The following is a 20,066-nucleotide window of genomic DNA, read 5'->3' on the forward strand; positions in this document are numbered from 1 at the left end:
TCATATGAAAATAATTATTTCTTTTAAGGAGGTGGGAAGAATGGCTGTACCTTTTAGAAGAACTTCTAAAACAGTAAAAAGAAAGCGTCGTACGCATTTCAAATTATCAGTACCTGGTATGGTAGAGTGCCCAAGCTGTGGTGAAGCGAAATTAGCTCACCGTGTATGTAAAGCATGCGGTACTTACAAAGGTAAAGAAGTAATCAGCAAGTAATTGCGAAAAATAAACGTAGAAGATATCTTCTACGTTTATTTTTTTTGTCTTATTCTTTATTTGTTGTATTCTATCTTTTCTAGTAACTGCATATGCTTAATAAAAAATGCATAGGGAGGACTAGAGAGATGGCGACAACAAGACAAGATGCTTGGACTGATGATGAAGATTTGCTTCTGGCAGAAGTAGTACTCCGGCATATTCGTGAAGGTGGAACGCAACTTTCCGCTTTTAAAGAAGTGGGGAGGCATTTGTCTCGTACACCTGCAGCTTGTGGATTTAGGTGGAATTCTTACGTTAGAAAGCAGTATAAAGAACGTATTGAAGAAGCAAAGCAACTTCGTAAGGTAGAAAATTATGAAGTGAAAGAGACAACGGTATTAGAGCCAAAATCTATTACATTGAATGATGTTATTGAATTCTTGCGAAATTATAAAGATGAAAGCTCTTTAATGGTGTTACAACAACAAATTGAATCGTTACAAACAGAGAAAGAACGTCTTCTGGAGCGATTATCAGTATATGAGGAAGAATATAGAACATTACTTGATTATATTGATCAAAAAAGAAGTGTAATGGTAGCAGAAAGAAATGGCGCTCGCTCGAATGGAGAATTAGAAAAATTAAAGAAATAAAAACAGCTGCGTAACAGCTGTTTTTTTTATTTCTTATGCAGATTCTTCGTTTGTAATCGCATTCGAATTTGTTTCTGGTTGCCAAATATAAAAATCACCATTAGTTACTGATACTGGCTGGAAACTTAATTTATCCCAAAAACCAGCTGACTGGATACGTGCTATCGTTTTAATTGGGAATTGTAGTTGTTGCGCATAATTAACAAGCATTTGTCCGAATCCTTGTTTTTGAAAAGTCGGCAACACTTCAAGTTTATAAAGTTCTAGGTAAGTACCTGTAATTTCAAATGGTTCTCCACCGTTCCTTTTCATGTATAGACTCATACGTGCGATTAGCGATCCTCCATAATAAATACCGTAAAATGGAGACTCACTATCATTTTCAATAATGTTTGCTTGTAATTCTTCCAACATGGATAGTTCTTGAGCTCCGCACCCTTTAAATTTTTTAAATTCATCTAATGTTTTATAATTGATGAGCAAGCGTTCAACTTTTGGGAATCCCATTACATCACATCCTTTTCTTATCTTGTTGAATACAGAAAAGTTAAAATATTTATAATAATATTATAACTCATTTTTTAATTTTTATGAAGAAGATAGAATATTTCTTTCATTATTTTTTTGAGGATTTGCTAAACTAAGAATAGAACTATGTATATAGGTAGTATATACATAGTGAAAGAAGAGGTTGCATTTGTTACAAGATAATTGAATCCTCAACTATGTAATTGTAATTTAATAAGATGTAAAGGGGGAAGGGCAAGGGGACTTATATCACTTGTTAATATGAGTTCTTTGTGTGAAGATGAAAATTGGAATTGTTGGACCGGGAGCTATTGGTCTCCTATATACATTTTATTTACAAAAAAGCAATCAAGATGTTACGTTGTTTACAAGAAACGCTGAGCAAGCAGAAGAATTAAACTTAACGGGTGTAACTTGTATTAGGAATGGAGAACGTGAAACAGTATTTCCATCTATTTTACCGATAGAAAGTATGCTGGATAAACAGTTAGATTATACATTTATTGCTGTAAAGCAATATCATATAACTGATATATTACCTTTTGTGCAGGGAGAATCGTCATTAATCTTTTTGCAAAATGGAATGTCACATCTTCAAGTTATGCAAAAAATAGGAAATGAACGTATAGCAGTCGGGATTGTGGAGCATGGTGCAAAAAAAGAGGATGGACATACAGTTCATCATACTGGAATAGGTGTTACAAAGTTTGGTGTAGTGCGTGGTCAATCTAGTTGTTTTAAAAAGGTATTTAATTGTTTTCCTTTTGATTATTTTCCGATTCAAATAGAAGATGATTGGAAGGGGATTATGCGCAATAAATTAGTAGTCAATGTATGTATTAATCCATTGACGGCATTATTGCGGGTTGAGAACGGAGAGTTAATTTCAAATCCGTTTTTTTATCAAATGATGGAGCAAGTATTTCAGGAAGTTGCATTTCTTGTTAAAGAAGAAGATAAGGAAATGGTATGGCAAATGGTATGCCAAGTATGTGAAAAAACATCTCATAATATTTCATCTATGTTAGCGGACGTAAGAGCGAATAGACAAACGGAAGTTAATGCGATTGTTGGATATGTACTAGAAGAAGCTAAGGAACAACAACAATCTGTTCCGACACTTCAATTTTTGTTCAATGTAATAAAAGGAATGGAATTATAAGTGTTTTTCTTTGCTTTTACGTGAAACATTGACTACAATGTGGGTTGGTGAGAGAACAGGATACGAAAGGAAGAATTATATGGAGATAAAAGAGATCTCTGTTCCACTACAAGGTGTTGTAGCGGACTATATGAACGGTAAAAAAGAGATACAGTCATGTTTTGATTATCTGTTAACAGAGGATGCTTTTAAACAGCGATTACATGATTTACGTGAGAGAGAGTTTTTCCGTCAAGATTTAGTAACACATTTATTAGAATATAATACACAATTGCAAGCGGGAGAATTTACAATTCAAAATATAAAAGCGCTTGAAGATGAAAATACATATGTAGTTATAGCTGGACAACAAGCTGGGTTATTAACAGGTCCGCTTTATACAGTGCATAAGATCATTTCAATTTTACAGCTTGCAAAAGAAAAAGAAGAGAGCTTAGGGGTTCGGGTTGTTCCTGTCTTTTGGATTGCTGGTGAAGACCATGATATGGATGAAATTAATCATACATTTGTAACGAAAAATAAAAAAATAAAAAAGACCATTTTTCATGATCGTTATCCGAAAAAGGCGAGTGCTTCTGAGTCTGAACTTTCTATTGAAGACTGTAGAAAATGGGTCGAAGAGATTTTTAAAACATATCCGGAAACGAATTTTACAAAGGATGTATTACAATTTGTTGAGGATGCTTTAGGTCAATCACATACATATGTAGATTTCTTTGCGCGCCTTATTACGAAAATGTTCGCAAATTCTGGTTTAATTCTTGTAGATTCACATCATCCTGCATTAAGAAAATTAGAAGTGCCGTTTTTACAACAAATTATAAGTAAATATAAAGAAATTCAAGTAGCACTTCATAATCAACAGGAAGTAATTAAGGAATTAGGATTTAAACCGATTATTGAAACGAAGACAAATGCAGTGCATATATTTATGGAAATTGATAATGAGCGAGTATTGCTTGAAGAGCATCAAGGGAAGTTTATTGGAAAAGATGGAGTGCATTCATTTTCGTATGAAGAATTGATGGAAGAGATGGAAAGAAGTCCAGAACGCTTTAGTAATAATGTTGTAACGCGCCCTCTTATGCAAGAATATGTGTTTCCTACGTTAGCGTTTATTGGCGGTCCAGGGGAGTTAGCTTATTGGAGTGAATTGCAACAAGTGTTTCATACGGCTGGTTTCCAAATGCCACCTGTTGTTCCACGCATTACAATTACTTATATGGAGCGAGATATAGCGACAGATTTATATGATTTAGATTTGCAAGAAATTGATCCATTTCTAAATAATATAGATAATCTGCGTGACAATTGGCTTTCTAATCAAATAGAGGAACCGATAGATGAGCGATTTATAGAAGCGAAAAAAGAAATAATGGATATCCATACATCATTACAACAATTCGTGAAAAAAATAGATCCAGGGTTAAATGAGTTTGCTGGGAAAAATGAACTGAAAATTAATGAGCAAATTGAACTGTTAGAAAGAATGTTGAAAAGAAATGTTGAGAAGAAACATGAGGTTCAACTGAATAAATTCCGCCGTTTACAATTTGCACTTCGTCCATTAGGAGCACCGCAAGAACGTGTGTGGAATATGTGTTATTATTTAAATCAGTTCGGCCTTGATTTTGTTGACCGGGTAATGGAACAATCTTTTTCATGGGACGGAAAACATCATGTAATAAAACTATAAAATCTTGCTCTTTTGAGCAGGATTTTATTTTTATTCTGTTGAATTAACTGTGAAGTGAAATATTTCTGAATTATCCATCTTATGTTATTGTAATGAATCGCTATGTATCAGGTATATATATATGACAAAATAGCACAAAATGTAAACGGATTATTATCTTTTTCGACAGGTTTTTGTTTAAATTCCCGCAAAAAATGATTAAATTTAGTATATAATAAAATAAAATAGCGATTTGTATAGCGTACTACCTTGTTGGAAGTTAAATGAGTCGTTCTTTAGTAGCATTTCATCCTCTAGTAGTAAATTATGTTTGTAGAGTGAGAAATGTATTTAACATAATTAATTGGAAAAAGAGTAGGTGCAGCAATGTTCAAACACGTAACAGTACTTTTGAAAGAAACAGTAGATGGCTTAGATATAAAGCCGAGTGGTACATATGTAGATTGTACACTGGGTGGAGGAGGACATAGTTCTTATTTATTATCGCAGCTAACAGATGGTGGAAAATTAATAGCATTTGATCAAGATGAAATAGCGATTCAAAATGCGAAGGAAAAATTTTCTTCGTATGGTGAACAATTTGTAACAGTGAAGAGCAACTTCCGTTATTTATCTGAAAAACTACATGAATTAGGTATCACAGAAGTAGACGGGATTTTATTCGATTTAGGTGTTTCATCCCCACAATTAGATACACCAGAGCGTGGCTTTAGTTATCATCATGATGCACCGTTAGATATGCGGATGGATCAAGATGCCCCATTAACAGCATATGATGTTGTGAACAGCTGGTCATATGAACAACTCGTAAGAATTTTCTTCCAATACGGAGAAGAAAAATTTTCAAAGCAAATAACAAGGAAAATTGAAGCGTATCGCGAGAATAAGGCTATTGAAACGACAGGAGAATTAGTGGAATTAATTAAAGAAGGTATTCCAGCTCCGGCACGTAGAACAGGTGGACATCCTGCGAAGCGAGTATTCCAAGCGATTCGTATTGCTGTAAATGATGAATTAAAAGTATTTGAAGAAGCGTTGGAATCTGCAATTGGTATGGTCAAGCCTGGTGGAAGAGTTAGTGTGATAACATTCCATTCTTTAGAAGATCGTATTTGTAAAACGACGTTTAAGCGAAATAGCACAACGCCGCAATTACCAAAAGGACTACCGATTATTCCGGATGAATTTAAGCCGAAATTAAAGCTTATTACAAGGAAACCGATTTCACCTTCTGACATTGAATTAGAAGAAAATAATCGAGCGCGTTCTGCGAAGTTGAGAATCGCTGAAAAACGATAAAAAGGAGAGAGAGGTATGACTAATTTAGCTGTAAAGTATAAACAACAGGCGCAAGAAGAGGTACAAATTCAAGCGCCGCCACAGCAGATGGTTAAGCCAAAAGTAAAAACGAAAATTACAAGAATTGAAAAACTGTTGTACGTAACGTTTATTGGATTTTTATTATATGCTTGTGTAGCTTTTATTGGGAATAAAGCGGGTCTATATCAAGTTAATGTAGAAGCAGCGACGATAGAAGAAGAAATTGTGAAAAAACAAAAGGAAAATCAAGAATTGCAGGCTGAAGTAGAGAAGTTAAGTCGTTATGAACGTATCGCTGAAGTTGCAAAAAAACACGGGCTAGAAATTAATGCGAATAATGTGAAAGGCCTAAAGTAAGGCAAATAGGTGTGAAGAAAAGATGAAGAGAAATATGACCAAATTTCATACCAATAAGGGAGCAGGTTATTTTATGATATTTTTCCTCCTGCTCTTTTTGCTGTTATTAGCCCGATTTTTTTACATACAAGTAACAGGAACAGTGGACAATCATGATTTAAAGAAACTTGCTGAGCAGAAACATAGTAAAAAGGGAGTTCTCGAAGCGAATCGAGGAACAATTTATGACCAAAATGGTCATGTCCTAGCGCAAGATGCAAATTCTTATAAACTTGTAGCCGAGTTAAAAGGAGCTAACGCCGTTAAGGATAAAGAGGATACTGCAAAGAAAATTGCAGGAGTACTCGGAAAAGATGAAGATAAAATTTTAGCTACTTTAAATAAAGAAGACAGAAGTCAAGTGGAATTTGGAACATTAGGTAAGGACTTGACGAAAGAAAAGAAAGAACAAATAGAAGCATTGAAATTGCCGGGAATCTCTTTTATCATCGAAAATGCGAGAGTGTATCCAAACGGTGATTTCGCATCTTACGTCATAGGTCATGCCAGCCCTGATGAAAACGGAATCGCAGTAGGTCAATTTGGCTTAGAAAAGAGTTTAGATAAGTATTTAGGTGCTTCTAATGGTGAGGTAGCTTATACAGGGGACCGTAAAGGAGTATCTCTTGACGGCGGGAAAGTGAATGTAAAGGCACCTAAAAATGGAGATAACGTGTATTTAACGCTTGACCAACGTATTCAAAGTTATTTAGAAGACGCAATGAAAGAAGCGAGTAAACATTATGAGCCAGAAAATTTAATTGGAATTGTAGCGGATCCAAAGACGGGAAAAATATTAGCGATGTCTAGTAAACCTAGTTATGACCCTAATGATCGTCAAATTAAATATTTCTTTAACGACGCAATTGCAAATGCATTTGAACCGGGATCAACAATGAAGATTTTCACATTAGCAGCGGCGATTAACGAAGGTGTATACAATGGACAAGACTTTTATCAGTCTGGTACATATCAAGTTGGTAATCGCAAAATAAAAGATCATAACGGCGGCGCTGGATGGGGTTCTATTACTTTTGATGAAGGGGTAGAGCGCTCTTCAAACGTAGCGTTTGCAATTTTAGGTGATCAAAAACTTGGTCCAGATCGTTTCCGAAAATATATTCATAATTTTGGATTAGATGAAAAAACAAACATTGATTTACCTGGTGAAGGGTCAAATACAATTTTATTTGATCAACAAATACAACAAGTAACAACAGCATTTGGACAAGGTTCTACAGTTACACCGATTCAACTTGTACAAGCTGCAACAGCGATTGCAAATGATGGGAAAATGATGAAACCTTATACAATTGATAAAATTGTGGATCCAATAACAGGTAAAGTACAGCTAGAGCATAAACCAGAAGAAGTAGGGAAACCTGTTTCCAAAGAGACAGCAGCGCAAGTAAGGCAATTACTAGAACGTGTTGTTACATCACCGAAAGGAACAGGGACTGCATATAAAATTGATGGATACTCAGTCGGGGGTAAAACAGGTACAGCACAAATTCCTGACGGGAAAGGTGGCTATATGACGGGAAGAGAGAATTATATATTCTCATTCTTAGGTATGGCACCGATGGACGATCCGCAACTTGTTGTGTATGTGGCCGTTAAACAACCAAAATTAAAAGATGATGAAAACGGGGCTAAACCTTTAGCGGATATCTTTAAATATGTAACGAAAAATAGCTTAGAGTACTTAAAGATTAAGCCAAATGAAGTAAAAGACCCGAAAAAATATGTGAAAGAACAACAAACTGTCGTTCCAGATGTAACCGGAAAAACGATGGAAGAAGCGAAAAAAACAATTGATAAAGCAAAACTTCGTCCAATCGTATTAGGTGAAGGTAAAGTGCAGCAGCAAGTGCCAAAAGCAACTGAACAAACATTAAAGGGTGATCGAGTCTTCTTAGTAGGAGATAAACCTACAATGCCAAATATACAGGGGTGGGCACTGCGTGATGTTATGAATTTAGCAAAAACATTAAAGCTTAACTTAAAACCTTCTGGTACAGGGTATGTAACGGAACAAAGTGTGGCAGAAGGAACAGTGTTGCAACCTGGTACAGAATTAGGTGTAACACTCGTACCACCACTTGAGCCGCAGCAAGAAGCAGAAAAGCCATAATGGTAATAGGGAAGAAGTTCTAATTAAATAAGTACAAGCATATATTGGAACAAGCTAGGCGTAAGGGAGGCTTGTTCCAATATGCGTGTATCAAATGTAACGGTTAGAAAACGACTTATTTTTATACTTATATCGGGTATACTCATTTTCACCATTATCGATATTCGTCTTGGATATGTGCAATTTTTTCTTGGAAATATGTTAACGGATCGTGCGAAGGATTCATGGAGTCGTAATATTACTTTTGAACCAGAGCGAGGGAAAATTTTAGATCGAAATGGTGTGGAGCTTGCTACGAATAAAAGTGCACCGACCGTCTTTGTTGTGCCGAGGCAAATTGAAAAACCAGCAGAGACTGCAGAGAAGTTAGCTGCAGTATTAGGTGTGGAAAAAGATGATGTTTATAAGCGGATTACAAAAAAAGAATCGATTGTAAGGCTTGATAAAGGCGGAAGGAAAATATCGCATGACAAAGCGAAAGAAGTACGCGGATTAAGTTTAAAGGGTGTGTACATCGCAGAGGATTCTATCCGGTACTATCCATTCGGTAATTTTTTATCACACGTATTAGGATTTGCGGGTAGTGATAATCAAGGGCTTATGGGACTAGAGAAATATTATGATAAAGAGCTAAATGGTGATAAAGGTCATGTGCGATTTTTTGCAGACGCGAAGGGACAGAGAATGCCTAACGTTGGAGATGATTTCAAAAAACCAGAAGCCGGCTTGAATTTAGGATTAACAATTGATTCACGCATTACGAGGATTATGGAAAGAGAAATGAATATTGCGGAATCAACGTATAATCCTGACGGTATGATAGCAATTGCAATGAATCCGAAAAATGGTGAAATTTTAGGTATGTCAAGTCGACCAAGTTTTGATCCAGCAGATTTTCAAAGTGTTTCTCCGGAAGTATATAACAGAAACTTACCTGTATGGAGTACGTATGAGCCGGGGTCAACATTTAAGATTATTACATTAGCTGCAGCCTTGAATGAAAATTTGGTAGACTTAGAGAAAGATACATTTTATGATGATGGGGCAGCTGAAGTTGGTGGAGCTAGATTGCGGTGTTGGAAAGCTGGAGGCCATGGTAGCCAAACGTTTTTAGAGGTAGTTCAAAACTCTTGTAACCCAGGATTTATTGAACTCGGTGATCGTCTTGGTAAAGATCGATTGTTTAAATACATTCGTAATTTCGGGTTTGGACAGAAGACCGGAATTGACTTACAAGGTGAAGGTAGCGGGATTTTATTTAATTTAGATAAAGTTGGTCCAGTCGAGCAAGCGACGACTTCATTTGGGCAAGGTGTTTCTGTTACACCGATTCAACAAGTAGCAGCTGTAGCGGCCGCTGTAAATGGTGGAACTTTGTATCAGCCATATATAGCGAAGGAATTTATTGATCCAAAGAATAATCAAATTGTCAGCAAAAAGACACCTGTTGCGAAAAGGGAAGTTATTTCCAAGGAAACTTCAGAGAAAGTTCGTTACGCATTAGAGAATGTTGTAGCGAAAGGTTCTGGTAAAGGGGCTTATATTGATGGATATCGTGTAGGTGGAAAAACTGGAACTGCTCAAAAGGTGAAAGATGGGAAATATTTAGATAATAACTATATTGTATCATTTATCGGTTTTGCTCCAGCCGACGATCCGCAAATTGTTGTTTATGTAGCAGTGGATAACCCAAAAGGAGTCACTCAATTTGGTGGAGTTGTAGCAGCACCTATTGTTGGGAATATTCTTCGTGACGCACTTCCTGTAATGGGAGTGGAACCGAGAAAAGAGCAAGTTGAGAAAGAATATAAATGGGGCGATACACCAACTGTGGAAGTTCCAAATTTAATCGGTATGAAAAAGAAAGATTTACAAACGCAACTTGTAGACTTGAAGCTTGATATAAGTGGTGATGGTGGGAAAGTAATTAAACAATCACCAGAAGCAGGAGCTAAAGTAAAAGAGGGTTCAAAAGTTAGAATTTACTTCGGGAATTAAAGGTAACTGATTGTGTTTTATGGTACAATTGGTGGAAGTGAGTTCTTTATAGAAAAATTGCTTTATTTGAGACGATAAGTGTCTCATTAATAAATAAATCTATTGATTAGACTATAGTAGCACTTACCTCCTATTTTTATATAATTAGGAGGTAACGTGTTACTTGCTAAAATAAGAGATAAATAAACAATGTAGAGAGGGTTTAGTGAAATGAAGTTGCATACACTTGTATCATGTTTGCATGATTTTCCAGTTGTTCCAACAGAAAATCCAGAAATAACATCTATTGAAGCGGATTCACGTAAAGTGAAAGAGGGAAGCTTATTTATATGTATGAAAGGATATACGGTTGATAGCCATGACTTTGCTAAGCAAGCAGCCGCACAAGGAGCGGCTGCTATTGTTGCGGAAAGACCAGTTGATGTTGACGTTCCAGTTGTACTTGTGAAAAATACTTTTCGTTCGCTAGCGGTTTTAGCTGATTATTTTTATGGCCAACCAACACACAAGTTACATTTAATCGGTATTACAGGTACAAATGGAAAGACAACAACATCGCATATTATGGATGAAATTATGCGCGCACATGGTCATAAAACGGGGCTAATTGGAACGATTAATATGAAAATCGGTGATGAAACATTTGAGGTGAAAAATACAACACCAGATGCACTAACACTTCAACAGACATTTTCAAAAATGGTTGAACAAGGTGTGGATAGCACAGTAATGGAAGTTTCGTCTCATGCTTTAGATCTTGGCCGTGTACACGGGTGCGATTATGATGTTGCAGTATTTACGAATTTAACACAAGATCATTTAGACTATCATAAAACGATGGAAGAATATAAACATGCGAAAGGGTTGCTTTTTGCACAGCTTGGCAATAGTTATCATCATAATCGTGAAAAATACGCTATATTAAACAGTGATGACCCAGTAGCAGAAGAGTATATGAGAAGTACAGCAGCTACTGTTGTAACATACGGTATAGATGTTGCAAGCGACATTATGGCACGAGATATCGTAATGACGAGTGGCGGTACAACATTTACACTTGTAACACCGTATGAAACTGTAAATGTTACGATGAAATTAATTGGTAAGTTTAATGTATACAACGTGTTAGCTGCTACGGCAGCAGGTCTTGTTTCAGGAGTGAGCTTACAAACAATTATTGATGTAATTAAAGAGCTTGCTGGCGTCCCTGGACGTTTTGAAGTTGTTGATGGAGGACAAAATTACACAGTTATTGTTGACTATGCACATACACCTGATAGCTTAGAGAACGTATTAAAAACAGCAAAACAGTTTGCAAAAGGTGATGTATATTGTATCGTTGGTTGCGGTGGTGATAGAGATAGAACGAAAAGACCAATAATGGCAAGTGTTGCAACTAAATATGCAACTCATGCAATTTATACATCAGATAATCCAAGAAGTGAAGATCCGAAGGCTATTTTAGATGATATGGTAAATGATGTGAATAGGGATAATTATGAAGTAATTGTCGATCGAAAAGAAGCGATACGTTCCGCTATCTCGAAAGTGAAAGCAGAAGATATTATTATTATTGCTGGTAAAGGGCATGAAACGTATCAAATTATTGGTAAAGAAGTTCATCATTTTGACGATCGTGAAGTTGCTAAAGAAGCAATCACGGAGCGTTTAAACAACGAAGTGTAACAGCATGAGAGGAGGACTACATGTGCTTGAACAAGGCTTATTAGTAACGGCTGGGGTAGCATTCTTAATTTCTGTTGCCCTTTCGCCATTATTTATTCCATTTTTAAGAAAGTTAAAGTTCGGACAGAGTATTCGTGACGAAGGACCGAAGTCACACCAAAAGAAATCAGGGACACCAACGATGGGTGGTATTGTCATATATGTATCTATGATGGTGACTACGCTTATTATGGCGATTAAATTTAACAATTTAGGTGCAGAAGTATCATTGCTATTATTAGTTACATTTGGGTACGGATTAATCGGATTTTTAGATGACTACATAAAAGTAGTAAAGAAAAGAAATCTTGGTTTAACATCAAAACAAAAATTGATTGGTCAGCTTGTAATTGCTATTGCGTTCTTTTTAATTGGAAAAGGGCAAGCATTTCACACTTATATCATGATTCCGGGAACTGATGTTAAATTTGAATTAGGCTGGGCATATTTTGTTCTTGTATTATTTATGCTTATTGGTGGATCAAATGCGGTTAATTTAACAGATGGTTTAGATGGTTTATTATCAGGAACAGCTGCTATTGCATTCGGAGCATTTAGTATTATTGCTGTAGCTCAAGAACAATTTGGGGTAGCGATTTTCTGTATGGCAGTTGTAGGAGCCGTACTTGGCTTTTTAGTATTCAATGCGAATCCAGCGAAAGTATTTATGGGGGATACAGGTTCTCTAGCTTTAGGTGGTGCTATCGCAGCTGTAGCGATTTTGTTAAAACAAGAATTGTTACTCGTTATTATTGGCGGTGTATTCGTAGCGGAAACTTTATCTGTTATTATCCAAGTTATTTCGTTCAAAACAACAGGAAAGCGTGTCTTTAAAATGAGTCCATTACATCATCATTATGAATTATGTGGTTGGTCAGAGTGGCGCGTTGTTGTAACGTTTTGGTCTGTAGGATTTTTATTAGCTGTGCTAGGAATTTATATCGGGGTGTGGATGTAATTGAAAACTGTAACTGAATATCAAAATAAAAATGTTCTTGTATTAGGTATTGCTAAAAGTGGTTATGCAGCAGCTACTTTATTAAAAAAATTAGGGGCAAACGTCATTGTAAATGATGGGAAACCATTAGTGGGTAATGTGCTTGCTGCTGAGTTACAAGCGGAAGGAATGGATGTTGTATGTGGTGGGCATCCGTTAGAATTGCTGGAGAGAAACATTTCACTTGTCGTAAAAAACCCAGGAATTCCATATTCTAATCTACTCTTAGTGGCGGCGAAGGAAAAGCAAATTCCAATTGTAACTGAGGTTGAATTAGCATATCGCATTTCAGCAGCACCGTTTGTGGGGATTACGGGATCTAACGGCAAAACAACAACGACAATGTTAACGTTTGAAATGTTAAAAGAAGGACAAAAGTACCCAGTTATTGCGGGGAATATAGGTACTGTAGCTTGTGAAGTTGCACAATTGGCGAAAGAAAATGAAGTTGTCGTTACGGAACTTTCATCGTTTCAATTGATGGGAGTGGAATCGTTCCAACCAAAAATTGCAGCCTTTTTAAATTTATTTGAAGCGCATTTAGATTATCACGGAACGAAGAAAGAGTATGGTTTGGCGAAAGCGAATATTTTCAAAAACCAAACTGAAACAGATTATAGTGTAATTAACGCAGATGATGCAGATGTCATGGCGTTATCGGCATATAGTAAAGGACAGAAAGTATTATTTTCGACGACGAAAGAAATTGAAGATGGTGCGTATATAAAAGATAATGCTCTTTATTTTAAAGGCGAAAAAGTAGTTAAAGTAAGTGATATTGTTTTACCTGGTAAGCACAATTTAGAAAATATTTTAGCAGCAATGAGTATTGCTAAATTACTAGGTGTTTCTAATGAAGCAATTACTGCTGTGTTAAAAAGTTTTACAGGTGTAAAACATCGCTTAGAATATGTAACAACGATTAATAATCGTAAATTTTATAATGATTCAAAAGCGACGAATATGCTAGCGACAGAAAAAGCATTATCTGCATTTACACAACCGATTGTATTATTGGCTGGTGGACTTGATCGTGGTAATGAATTTGATGATTTAATTCCATACTTTAAACATGTCAAAGCGATTGTAACATTTGGACAAACTGCACCAAAATTAGTAAGAGCGGCAGAAAAAGCAGGATTAGATGTAATTGAAAGTGTCGATACTTTAGATGATGCAGTAGTGAAAGCTTATGCGCATTCTACCGATGGTGATGTTATTCTTCTTTCACCAGCATGTGCAAGCTGGGATCAATTTAAAACATTTGAAGAAAGAGGAGACATTTTTATACAAGCTGTGCATAAACTTATATAAAGTAAATCAAAACATCAGTAGGCTAACACCTACTGATGTTTTGTTACATAGGGCAAAAGGTTCTGCCCAAAGAGGTGGTGTTCATGGGTAATGAAGAAAACGCCTGATTTTATTCTCATCATCGTTACACTTGCGCTGTTAACAATCGGAATGATTATGGTTTATAGTGCGAGTGCGGTTTGGGCCTCTTATAAAATGGGGGATTCATTCTTTTTTGCAAAAAGACAATTGTTGTTTGCAAGTCTTGGGGTAGTAGCTATGTTTTTTCTAATGAAAATTGATTATTGGGTGTGGCGTACGTATTCAAAAGTAATTTTACTAGTTTGTTTCGTTCTTCTTATTCTCGTTCTTATTCCTGGAGTAGGTCTCGTTCGTGGGGGGGCGCGAAGTTGGATTGGAATCGGGGCATTTTCTATCCAACCGTCAGAGTTTATGAAATTCGCGATGATTATTTTCTTAGCAAAATTTTTAGCGGAACGACAAAAATTAATTACATCTTTTAAACGAGGTTTACTACCGGCTCTTAGTTTTGTATTTCTTGCTTTTGGGATAATTATGTTACAGCCAGATCTTGGTACGGGAACGGTAATGGTTGGGACATGTATTATTATGATATTTATTTCGGGAGCAAGGGTCTTTCACTTTGCAATGTTTGGTTTGCTTGGTGCAGCGGGATTTGTAGGGTTAATTGCATCAGCGCCATATCGAATGAAACGCATTACATCATATTTAGATCCGTGGTCGGATCCGCTCGGAAGTGGATTTCAAATTATCCAATCGTTACTCGCAATTGGACCTGGTGGTTTATTTGGGCTTGGACTTGGACAAAGTAGACAAAAATTTCTTTATTTACCTGAACCACAAACAGACTTTATATTTGCAATCTTATCCGAGGAATTAGGTTTTATTGGTGGTTCATTTGTGTTATTATTATTTAGTCTATTATTATGGCGTGGGATTCGTATAGCATTAGGAGCGCCAGATTTATATGGTACGTTTTTAGCAGTAGGTATTGTGGCGATGATTGCGATTCAAGTAATGATTAATGTTGGTGTTGTAACAGGACTGATGCCTGTTACGGGTATTACTTTGCCGTTTTTTAGTTATGGTGGATCAAGTTTGACCTTAATGTTAATGGCAGTAGGTGTATTATTGAATATAAGTCGCCATTCTCGCTATTAAACCCTGTTTAAAAGACAGGGTTTTTCGTGTGTGTGTGAAAATACAATATGTATATAGAAAAAATACGATTGAATAAGAACAGGGAAGTGGAGGAATCAGTAGTGCGAGTATTAGTAAGTGGTGGGGGTACTGGAGGACATATTTATCCAGCTCTTGCTTTAATTAGAGAAATAAAAAAACTAAATCCAGAAGCAAGGTTTTTATACATTGGTACAGAGAATGGATTAGAGAGTACCATCGTACCGAAAGCGGGTATTCCGTTCCAATCTATTGTCATAAGTGGATTTAAACGAAAAATATCTCTTGATAATGTGAAAACAGTGATGCGTTTCCTAAAAGGTGTTCAAGATAGTAAACGATATATTCGTCGTTTTAACCCTGATATTGTGATTGGTACGGGTGGATACGTATGTGGGCCAGTTGTATATGCTGCGGCTAAATTAGGTATTCCGACTATTGTACATGAACAAAATAGTGTACCTGGTGTAACGAATAAATTTTTAAGTCGTTATGTCGATAAAGTTGCGGTTTGCTTTGAAGCAGCTGCAGAACATTTTCCGCAGTCAAAAGTAGTTATGACAGGTAACCCACGTGCATCAGAAGTAATGGACCAAAATGGGATGAAAGGAAAACGGTCGGTAGGACTATCCCTTTCTAAAAAATCCGTGCTTATTTTTGGTGGGAGTCGCGGGGCTAGACCGATTAACGATGCTTTTGTAGAAGCGATTGAACAATTTGGGAATAAAAGTTACGAAGTATTATATGTAACAGGCGAAGTACATTATGATAAAGTTATGGAAGCCGTGAAACAAAAAGGGAATCCGAATAATGTTATTATTAAACCTTTTATTCATAATATGCCAGAGGTACTGACTGGTGTAGATCTTGTTGTTTCAAGAGCAGGGGCTACAACGCTTGCAGAATTAACAGCGTTAGGAAAGCCAAGTGTATTAATTCCAAGTCCGTACGTAACAAATAACCATCAAGAAAAAAATGCACGATCAGTTGTTGATAAAGGAGCAGCTAAAATGCTACTTGAAAAAGATTTAACATCTGAAACGCTTATTCGTGACATTGATGAGATTTTATTGGATACACAAACATTACAAAATATGAAACTGGCTACTAAGCAACTTGGTATTCCAGATGCAGCAAATAAGCTATATGAAGTAATGAACAAGCTTATTAAAAAATAACATTAGGTGAACGCCCTGCATATTACTGTAATAAGGAGACTTAATATGGGGGAGATTGTCTATGGAACAATTAGTAAAAGAGCTTTTAGAAGCAAATGTTGGTCGCGTGTTAGTTAATGAACCGTTAGCGCGTTACACGACTATGAAAATAGGCGGACCAGCTGATATTTTAATTGTGCCAAAGCATGTTGCTGGTATTGAGAAGACGCTAGAGTTAGTAAAGAAGTACAAGACAGGGTGGACTGCAATTGGTCGTGGTTCAAATCTTCTCGTATCTGATCAAGGTATAGAAGGTGTGGTTATTCGTTTAGGAGAAGGATTAGATCACTTAGAAGTCGAAAAACATAGAGTAAGAGTTGGTGCTGGATACCCCCTTATTAAATTGTCAACTTTACTTAGTCGACAGGGATTAGCTGGCTTGGAATTTGCAAGTGGTATTCCAGGAAGTGTTGGCGGTGCAGTGTATATGAATGCAGGCGCTCATAAGTCCGACATATCGAGTGTATTAACGAGAGCTCGTATTTTGTTTGACAATGGAACAATTAATTGGTTGACGAATACCGAAATGGGCTTTTCTTATCGCACATCTGTATTGCAAATGAAACGCCCTGGTATTATTTTAGAAGCTGAATTCCAATTGGAGGTAGGCGAACGCGAGGGAATTGTAAGAAGCATGCAAAAGAATAAAGAGTATCGCCGTGAAACGCAGCCTTGGAATCACCCTTGTGCAGGAAGTATATTTCGAAATCCAGTCCCATATTTTGCAGGAGATTTAATAGAAAAAGCAGGGCTTCGTGGCCATAAAATAGGTGGAGCTCAAATTTCTGAAATGCATGGAAATTTTATTGTTAATACTGGTGTGGCTTCAGCACAAGATGTATTAGACTTGATCGCATTGATAAAGCGTACAATTAAGGATAAATTTGGTGTTGATATGCATACAGAAGTAGAAATAATTGGAAGATAACGGTTGTTCGTTCCGCTCATTATCATTTATGTTATAATAAGAAGATAAGAACGGCATGAGGAACATGCCGTTCTTTATGTTACATAGGGGGATCGTACATGAAAAATAGTAAAGTGATTAAACTACAAGATCGTGTACCAAAATTAAAGAATCAAAAGAAAAAAAATAAGAAACCTGTTAATCATCGGTTAATTTTATACATATCGATTTTATTTTTATTAGTACTCTTTTTAATTTATTTTCGGTCTCCGCTTAGTAATATAAAAAAGATAAGTGTGTTTGGAAATCATTATATGACAGATGAACAAGTTATGAAGGAATCAGGTGTGACATATGATACGAGTTATTTCCGAGTAACAGCACATAAAGCAGAAGAAAACTTAACGAAACGAAAAGAAATTAAAGCGGTAAATGTAAAAAAACGTTTCCCAAACAAAATTGATGTTCATATCGAAGAATATTTAACAATTGGCTATATAAACAAAGATGGGAAATTACAACCGTTATTAGAAAATGGGAAAACACTCGATGTACTTCCGAACGGAAAGCTTCCAGTTGCGGCACCAATTTTTGAACCATTTAAAGAGGAAAAAATGAAGGAATTAATTGCAGAACTAGAAAAATTAACGCCAACTATTTTAAGGTCTATTTCTGAAATTCGTTATACACCAACGAACGCAAATGAAGATCATCTTACTTTATATATGAATGAAGGATATGAAGTGAGCACCACTATTCAAAATTTCGCAAAGCGAATGGAAGCTTATCCACTTATTTTAAAAACAATTGAACCTGGTAAGAAGGTTTTAATTGACTTAGAAGTGGGTGCATATACGAAGGAACTAGGTGCTGAAGAAAAGAAAGAATAGAATGATAGTTTTTATTGCGTTATTACGTATGAAATGAAACGAATGTTCTTTTATATGGATGCTAATTTGCAAGAATGCTTAATTTGATGAAGAAAATGTAAATTTTCTTAGATTCATGCTAGGATTGGTACAAGTTTCACTTTTCTACAAGTACATCTTAGTGTAGACTTATACTTGGCGGTAATCTTTACACTTGAAATATAATTATTTCAAGATAGAGCAGTTATTCACAGGTTACTGCGATATTCTTAAATGAATGTTAAATAAAAATAAGAAAAATATAGGGTTAAAAAAGGGAAACGTATAAAGACGTTGAATATTTTTCTTATAAATAGTAAAGTTGCGATTGTTGTTCCATATATTGAGTTGTATGGTATAAATAAAGAAGGAGGTGCCAAAGAATGAACAGCAATGAAATATATGTTAGTCTTGACATCGGTACATCCAATGTTAAAGTCATCATTGGTGAAATGGTTAATGATAGCTTAAACATTATTGGTGTTGGAAACGTAAAATCAAATGGTTTGAAGAAGGGATCGATAGTTGATATAGATGAAACTGTTCGATCAATTAAAAAAGCAATTGAACAGGCTGAGCGCATGGTGGGTATCCACATTGAGCAAGTTGTAGTAGGTGTCAATGCAAACCAGGTACAGTTGCTCCCGTGTCACGGAGTAGTTGCTGTTTCAAATGAAGATCGTGAAATCGGGAATGAAGATGTCTTACGCGTTCTAGATGCAGCGCAAGTTGTGTCAATTGCTCCTGAACGTGAATTTATTGATGTGGTACCTCGACAGTTCATTGTAGACGGTCTTGACGAGATTAACGATCCACGCGGGATGATCGGTGTAAGATTAGAAATGGAAGGGACACTTATTACAGGCTCGAGAACTTTACTACATAACCTACTTCGTTGTGTAGAAAAAGCAGGTCTTGAAATTGTTGATATTTGTCTGCAACCTTTAGCGGCAGCGACAGTTGCGTTATCTTCGGATGAAAGAAATAGAGGGGTAGCCCTTGTTGATATGGGTGGAGGATCTACAACCTTATCTATTTTTAAAGATGGAGAGTTGCAAGCAACGAGCGTATTGCCATTAGGTGGAGATCATATAACGAAGGATATAGCGATTGGGCTGAAAACTTCAACAGAAAATGCAGATCAAATTAAGCTGAAATATGGACATGCTTTTTATGATACAGCATCTGAAGAAGAGATGTTTACGGTTCCTATTATGGGAAGCGATCAAACAGAACAATATTCTCAGTTGGAATTATCGGATATAATAGAGGCTCGTGTAGAGGAAATTTTAATGTTTGTTCAAGATGAAGTGCATAAGTTAGGAGTAAAGCAAGCTGCTTCTGGATATGTACTAACTGGTGGGATAGCTTCTATGCCAGGTGTTCTTGATCTTGCATACGATATTTTACATGAAAATGTTCGTATAGCAACTCCTGATTATATTGGTGTTCGTGAGCCCCAATATACAAGTGGAGTTGGATTAATTAAACATTCTTATCAAAAAGCTAAATTACGTGGGAAAAATGTGCAGGAAAAGCAAGAACATTTTGAACCAGTACCAGCACCAATGCCGGTACAACAGCAACCTGCGAAACAGAAAAATCGTAATCAAAATAATACTAATCAAAATGATGACCGCATGATGTCAAAAGTAAAACGTGTATTCCGTTATTTATGGGATTAAAATTGGACACGAAAAATGAGGTTCTAGGGG

At 36.2% G+C, this 20,066-nt stretch carries 17 protein-coding genes; 16 read left to right on the plus strand and 1 reads right to left on the minus strand.

Annotated features, from left to right (window positions below):
* Positions 1-40: 40 nt before the first annotated feature.
* Positions 41-214, plus strand: coding sequence for a 50S ribosomal protein L32 (gene rpmF, locus ACE38F_RS09360; protein ID WP_001984764.1), 174 nt, complete (start codon positions 41-43; stop codon positions 212-214).
* Positions 215-342: 128 nt separating this feature from the next.
* Positions 343-849 carry an RsfA family transcriptional regulator gene (locus ACE38F_RS09365; protein WP_002146023.1) on the plus strand — a complete coding sequence of 169 codons (507 nt, stop codon included), beginning with the start codon at positions 343-345 and terminating at the stop codon, positions 847-849.
* A 33-nt stretch (positions 850-882) separates the two neighbouring features.
* Here the strand turns inward: ACE38F_RS09365 and ACE38F_RS09370 are convergent, their stop codons facing one another.
* Positions 883-1,356, minus strand: a complete 474-nt coding sequence (locus tag ACE38F_RS09370) for an N-acetyltransferase (RefSeq protein ID WP_215554004.1) — start codon at positions 1,354-1,356, stop codon at positions 883-885.
* A 295-nt stretch (positions 1,357-1,651) separates the two neighbouring features.
* On the opposite strand from ACE38F_RS09370, the gene panE reads away from it, so the two are divergent.
* From panE to ftsA, 14 genes are all read left to right on the plus strand, one after another.
* Positions 1,652-2,539, plus strand: coding sequence for a 2-dehydropantoate 2-reductase (panE, locus tag ACE38F_RS09375; protein WP_215554003.1), 888 nt, complete (start codon positions 1,652-1,654; stop codon positions 2,537-2,539).
* A 79-nt stretch (positions 2,540-2,618) separates the two neighbouring features.
* Positions 2,619-4,235 carry a bacillithiol biosynthesis cysteine-adding enzyme BshC gene (gene bshC / locus ACE38F_RS09380; protein WP_215554002.1) on the plus strand — a complete coding sequence of 539 codons (1,617 nt, stop codon included), beginning with the start codon at positions 2,619-2,621 and terminating at the stop codon, positions 4,233-4,235.
* A gap of 366 nt (positions 4,236-4,601) precedes the next feature.
* Entirely contained in the window at positions 4,602-5,534 is a 933-nt protein-coding gene (gene rsmH / locus ACE38F_RS09385) for a 16S rRNA (cytosine(1402)-N(4))-methyltransferase RsmH (protein ID WP_215554001.1), read from the plus strand.
* A 15-nt stretch (positions 5,535-5,549) separates the two neighbouring features.
* Positions 5,550-5,912 carry a cell division protein FtsL gene (gene ftsL / locus ACE38F_RS09390; protein WP_002111445.1) on the plus strand — a complete coding sequence of 121 codons (363 nt, stop codon included), beginning with the start codon at positions 5,550-5,552 and terminating at the stop codon, positions 5,910-5,912.
* A 22-nt stretch (positions 5,913-5,934) separates the two neighbouring features.
* Positions 5,935-8,085, plus strand: coding sequence for a penicillin-binding protein (locus ACE38F_RS09395; protein ID WP_445979248.1), 2,151 nt, complete (start codon positions 5,935-5,937; stop codon positions 8,083-8,085).
* An 81-nt stretch (positions 8,086-8,166) separates the two neighbouring features.
* A complete protein-coding gene (locus ACE38F_RS09400) occupies positions 8,167-10,083 on the plus strand; it encodes a stage V sporulation protein D (RefSeq protein ID WP_215553999.1) in 1,917 nt (638 codons plus the stop codon).
* Between the two features lie 210 nt (positions 10,084-10,293).
* Positions 10,294-11,769: a UDP-N-acetylmuramoyl-L-alanyl-D-glutamate--2,6-diaminopimelate ligase gene (locus ACE38F_RS09405; protein WP_215553998.1), complete on the plus strand. Its 1,476-nt coding sequence runs from the start codon at positions 10,294-10,296 to the stop codon at positions 11,767-11,769.
* 22 nt (positions 11,770-11,791) lie between these two features.
* Entirely contained in the window at positions 11,792-12,766 is a 975-nt protein-coding gene (gene mraY, locus ACE38F_RS09410) for a phospho-N-acetylmuramoyl-pentapeptide-transferase (RefSeq protein ID WP_002014738.1), read from the plus strand.
* Positions 12,767-14,119 carry a UDP-N-acetylmuramoyl-L-alanine--D-glutamate ligase gene (murD, locus tag ACE38F_RS09415; protein WP_375369443.1) on the plus strand — a complete coding sequence of 451 codons (1,353 nt, stop codon included), beginning with the start codon at positions 12,767-12,769 and terminating at the stop codon, positions 14,117-14,119.
* 90 nt (positions 14,120-14,209) lie between these two features.
* Entirely contained in the window at positions 14,210-15,301 is a 1,092-nt protein-coding gene (spoVE, locus tag ACE38F_RS09420) for a stage V sporulation protein E (RefSeq protein ID WP_215553996.1), read from the plus strand.
* A 101-nt stretch (positions 15,302-15,402) separates the two neighbouring features.
* Entirely contained in the window at positions 15,403-16,497 is a 1,095-nt protein-coding gene (gene murG, locus ACE38F_RS09425; RefSeq protein WP_002088269.1) for an undecaprenyldiphospho-muramoylpentapeptide beta-N-acetylglucosaminyltransferase, read from the plus strand.
* A gap of 61 nt (positions 16,498-16,558) precedes the next feature.
* On the plus strand, positions 16,559-17,464 hold the full coding sequence (gene murB, locus ACE38F_RS09430) for a UDP-N-acetylmuramate dehydrogenase (RefSeq protein WP_375369442.1): 906 nt from the start codon (positions 16,559-16,561) through the stop codon (positions 17,462-17,464).
* Positions 17,465-17,562: 98 nt separating this feature from the next.
* The gene (divIB, locus tag ACE38F_RS09435; protein WP_002111435.1) at positions 17,563-18,333 is read left to right on the plus strand and encodes a cell division protein DivIB; all 771 of its coding nucleotides are present in this window, start codon (positions 17,563-17,565) and stop codon (positions 18,331-18,333) included.
* A gap of 401 nt (positions 18,334-18,734) precedes the next feature.
* Entirely contained in the window at positions 18,735-20,036 is a 1,302-nt protein-coding gene (gene ftsA, locus ACE38F_RS09440; RefSeq protein WP_002160703.1) for a cell division protein FtsA, read from the plus strand.
* The last annotated feature ends 30 nt before the right edge of the window (positions 20,037-20,066 follow it).

It is taken from the genome of Bacillus altaicus, assembly GCF_042136375.2.
Taxonomy (GTDB): Bacteria; Bacillota; Bacilli; order Bacillales; family Bacillaceae_G; genus Bacillus_A; species Bacillus_A cereus_U.

Coding starts and splice junctions, on each gene's coding strand:
- rpmF (WP_001984764.1), top strand. CDS start 41: ATGGCTGTACCTTTTAGAAGAACTTCTAAAACAGTAAAAAGAAAGCGT.
- ACE38F_RS09365 (WP_002146023.1), top strand. CDS start 343: ATGGCGACAACAAGACAAGATGCTTGGACTGATGATGAAGATTTGCTT.
- ACE38F_RS09370 (WP_215554004.1), bottom strand. CDS start 1,356: ATGGGATTCCCAAAAGTTGAACGCTTGCTCATCAATTATAAAACATTA.
- bshC (WP_215554002.1), top strand. CDS start 2,619: ATGGAGATAAAAGAGATCTCTGTTCCACTACAAGGTGTTGTAGCGGAC.
- rsmH (WP_215554001.1), top strand. CDS start 4,602: ATGTTCAAACACGTAACAGTACTTTTGAAAGAAACAGTAGATGGCTTA.
- ftsL (WP_002111445.1), top strand. CDS start 5,550: ATGACTAATTTAGCTGTAAAGTATAAACAACAGGCGCAAGAAGAGGTA.
- ACE38F_RS09395 (WP_445979248.1), top strand. CDS start 5,935: ATGAAGAGAAATATGACCAAATTTCATACCAATAAGGGAGCAGGTTAT.
- ACE38F_RS09400 (WP_215553999.1), top strand. CDS start 8,167: ATGCGTGTATCAAATGTAACGGTTAGAAAACGACTTATTTTTATACTT.
- ACE38F_RS09405 (WP_215553998.1), top strand. CDS start 10,294: ATGAAGTTGCATACACTTGTATCATGTTTGCATGATTTTCCAGTTGTT.
- spoVE (WP_215553996.1), top strand. CDS start 14,210: ATGAAGAAAACGCCTGATTTTATTCTCATCATCGTTACACTTGCGCTG.
- murB (WP_375369442.1), top strand. CDS start 16,559: ATGGAACAATTAGTAAAAGAGCTTTTAGAAGCAAATGTTGGTCGCGTG.
- divIB (WP_002111435.1), top strand. CDS start 17,563: ATGAAAAATAGTAAAGTGATTAAACTACAAGATCGTGTACCAAAATTA.
- ftsA (WP_002160703.1), top strand. CDS start 18,735: ATGAACAGCAATGAAATATATGTTAGTCTTGACATCGGTACATCCAAT.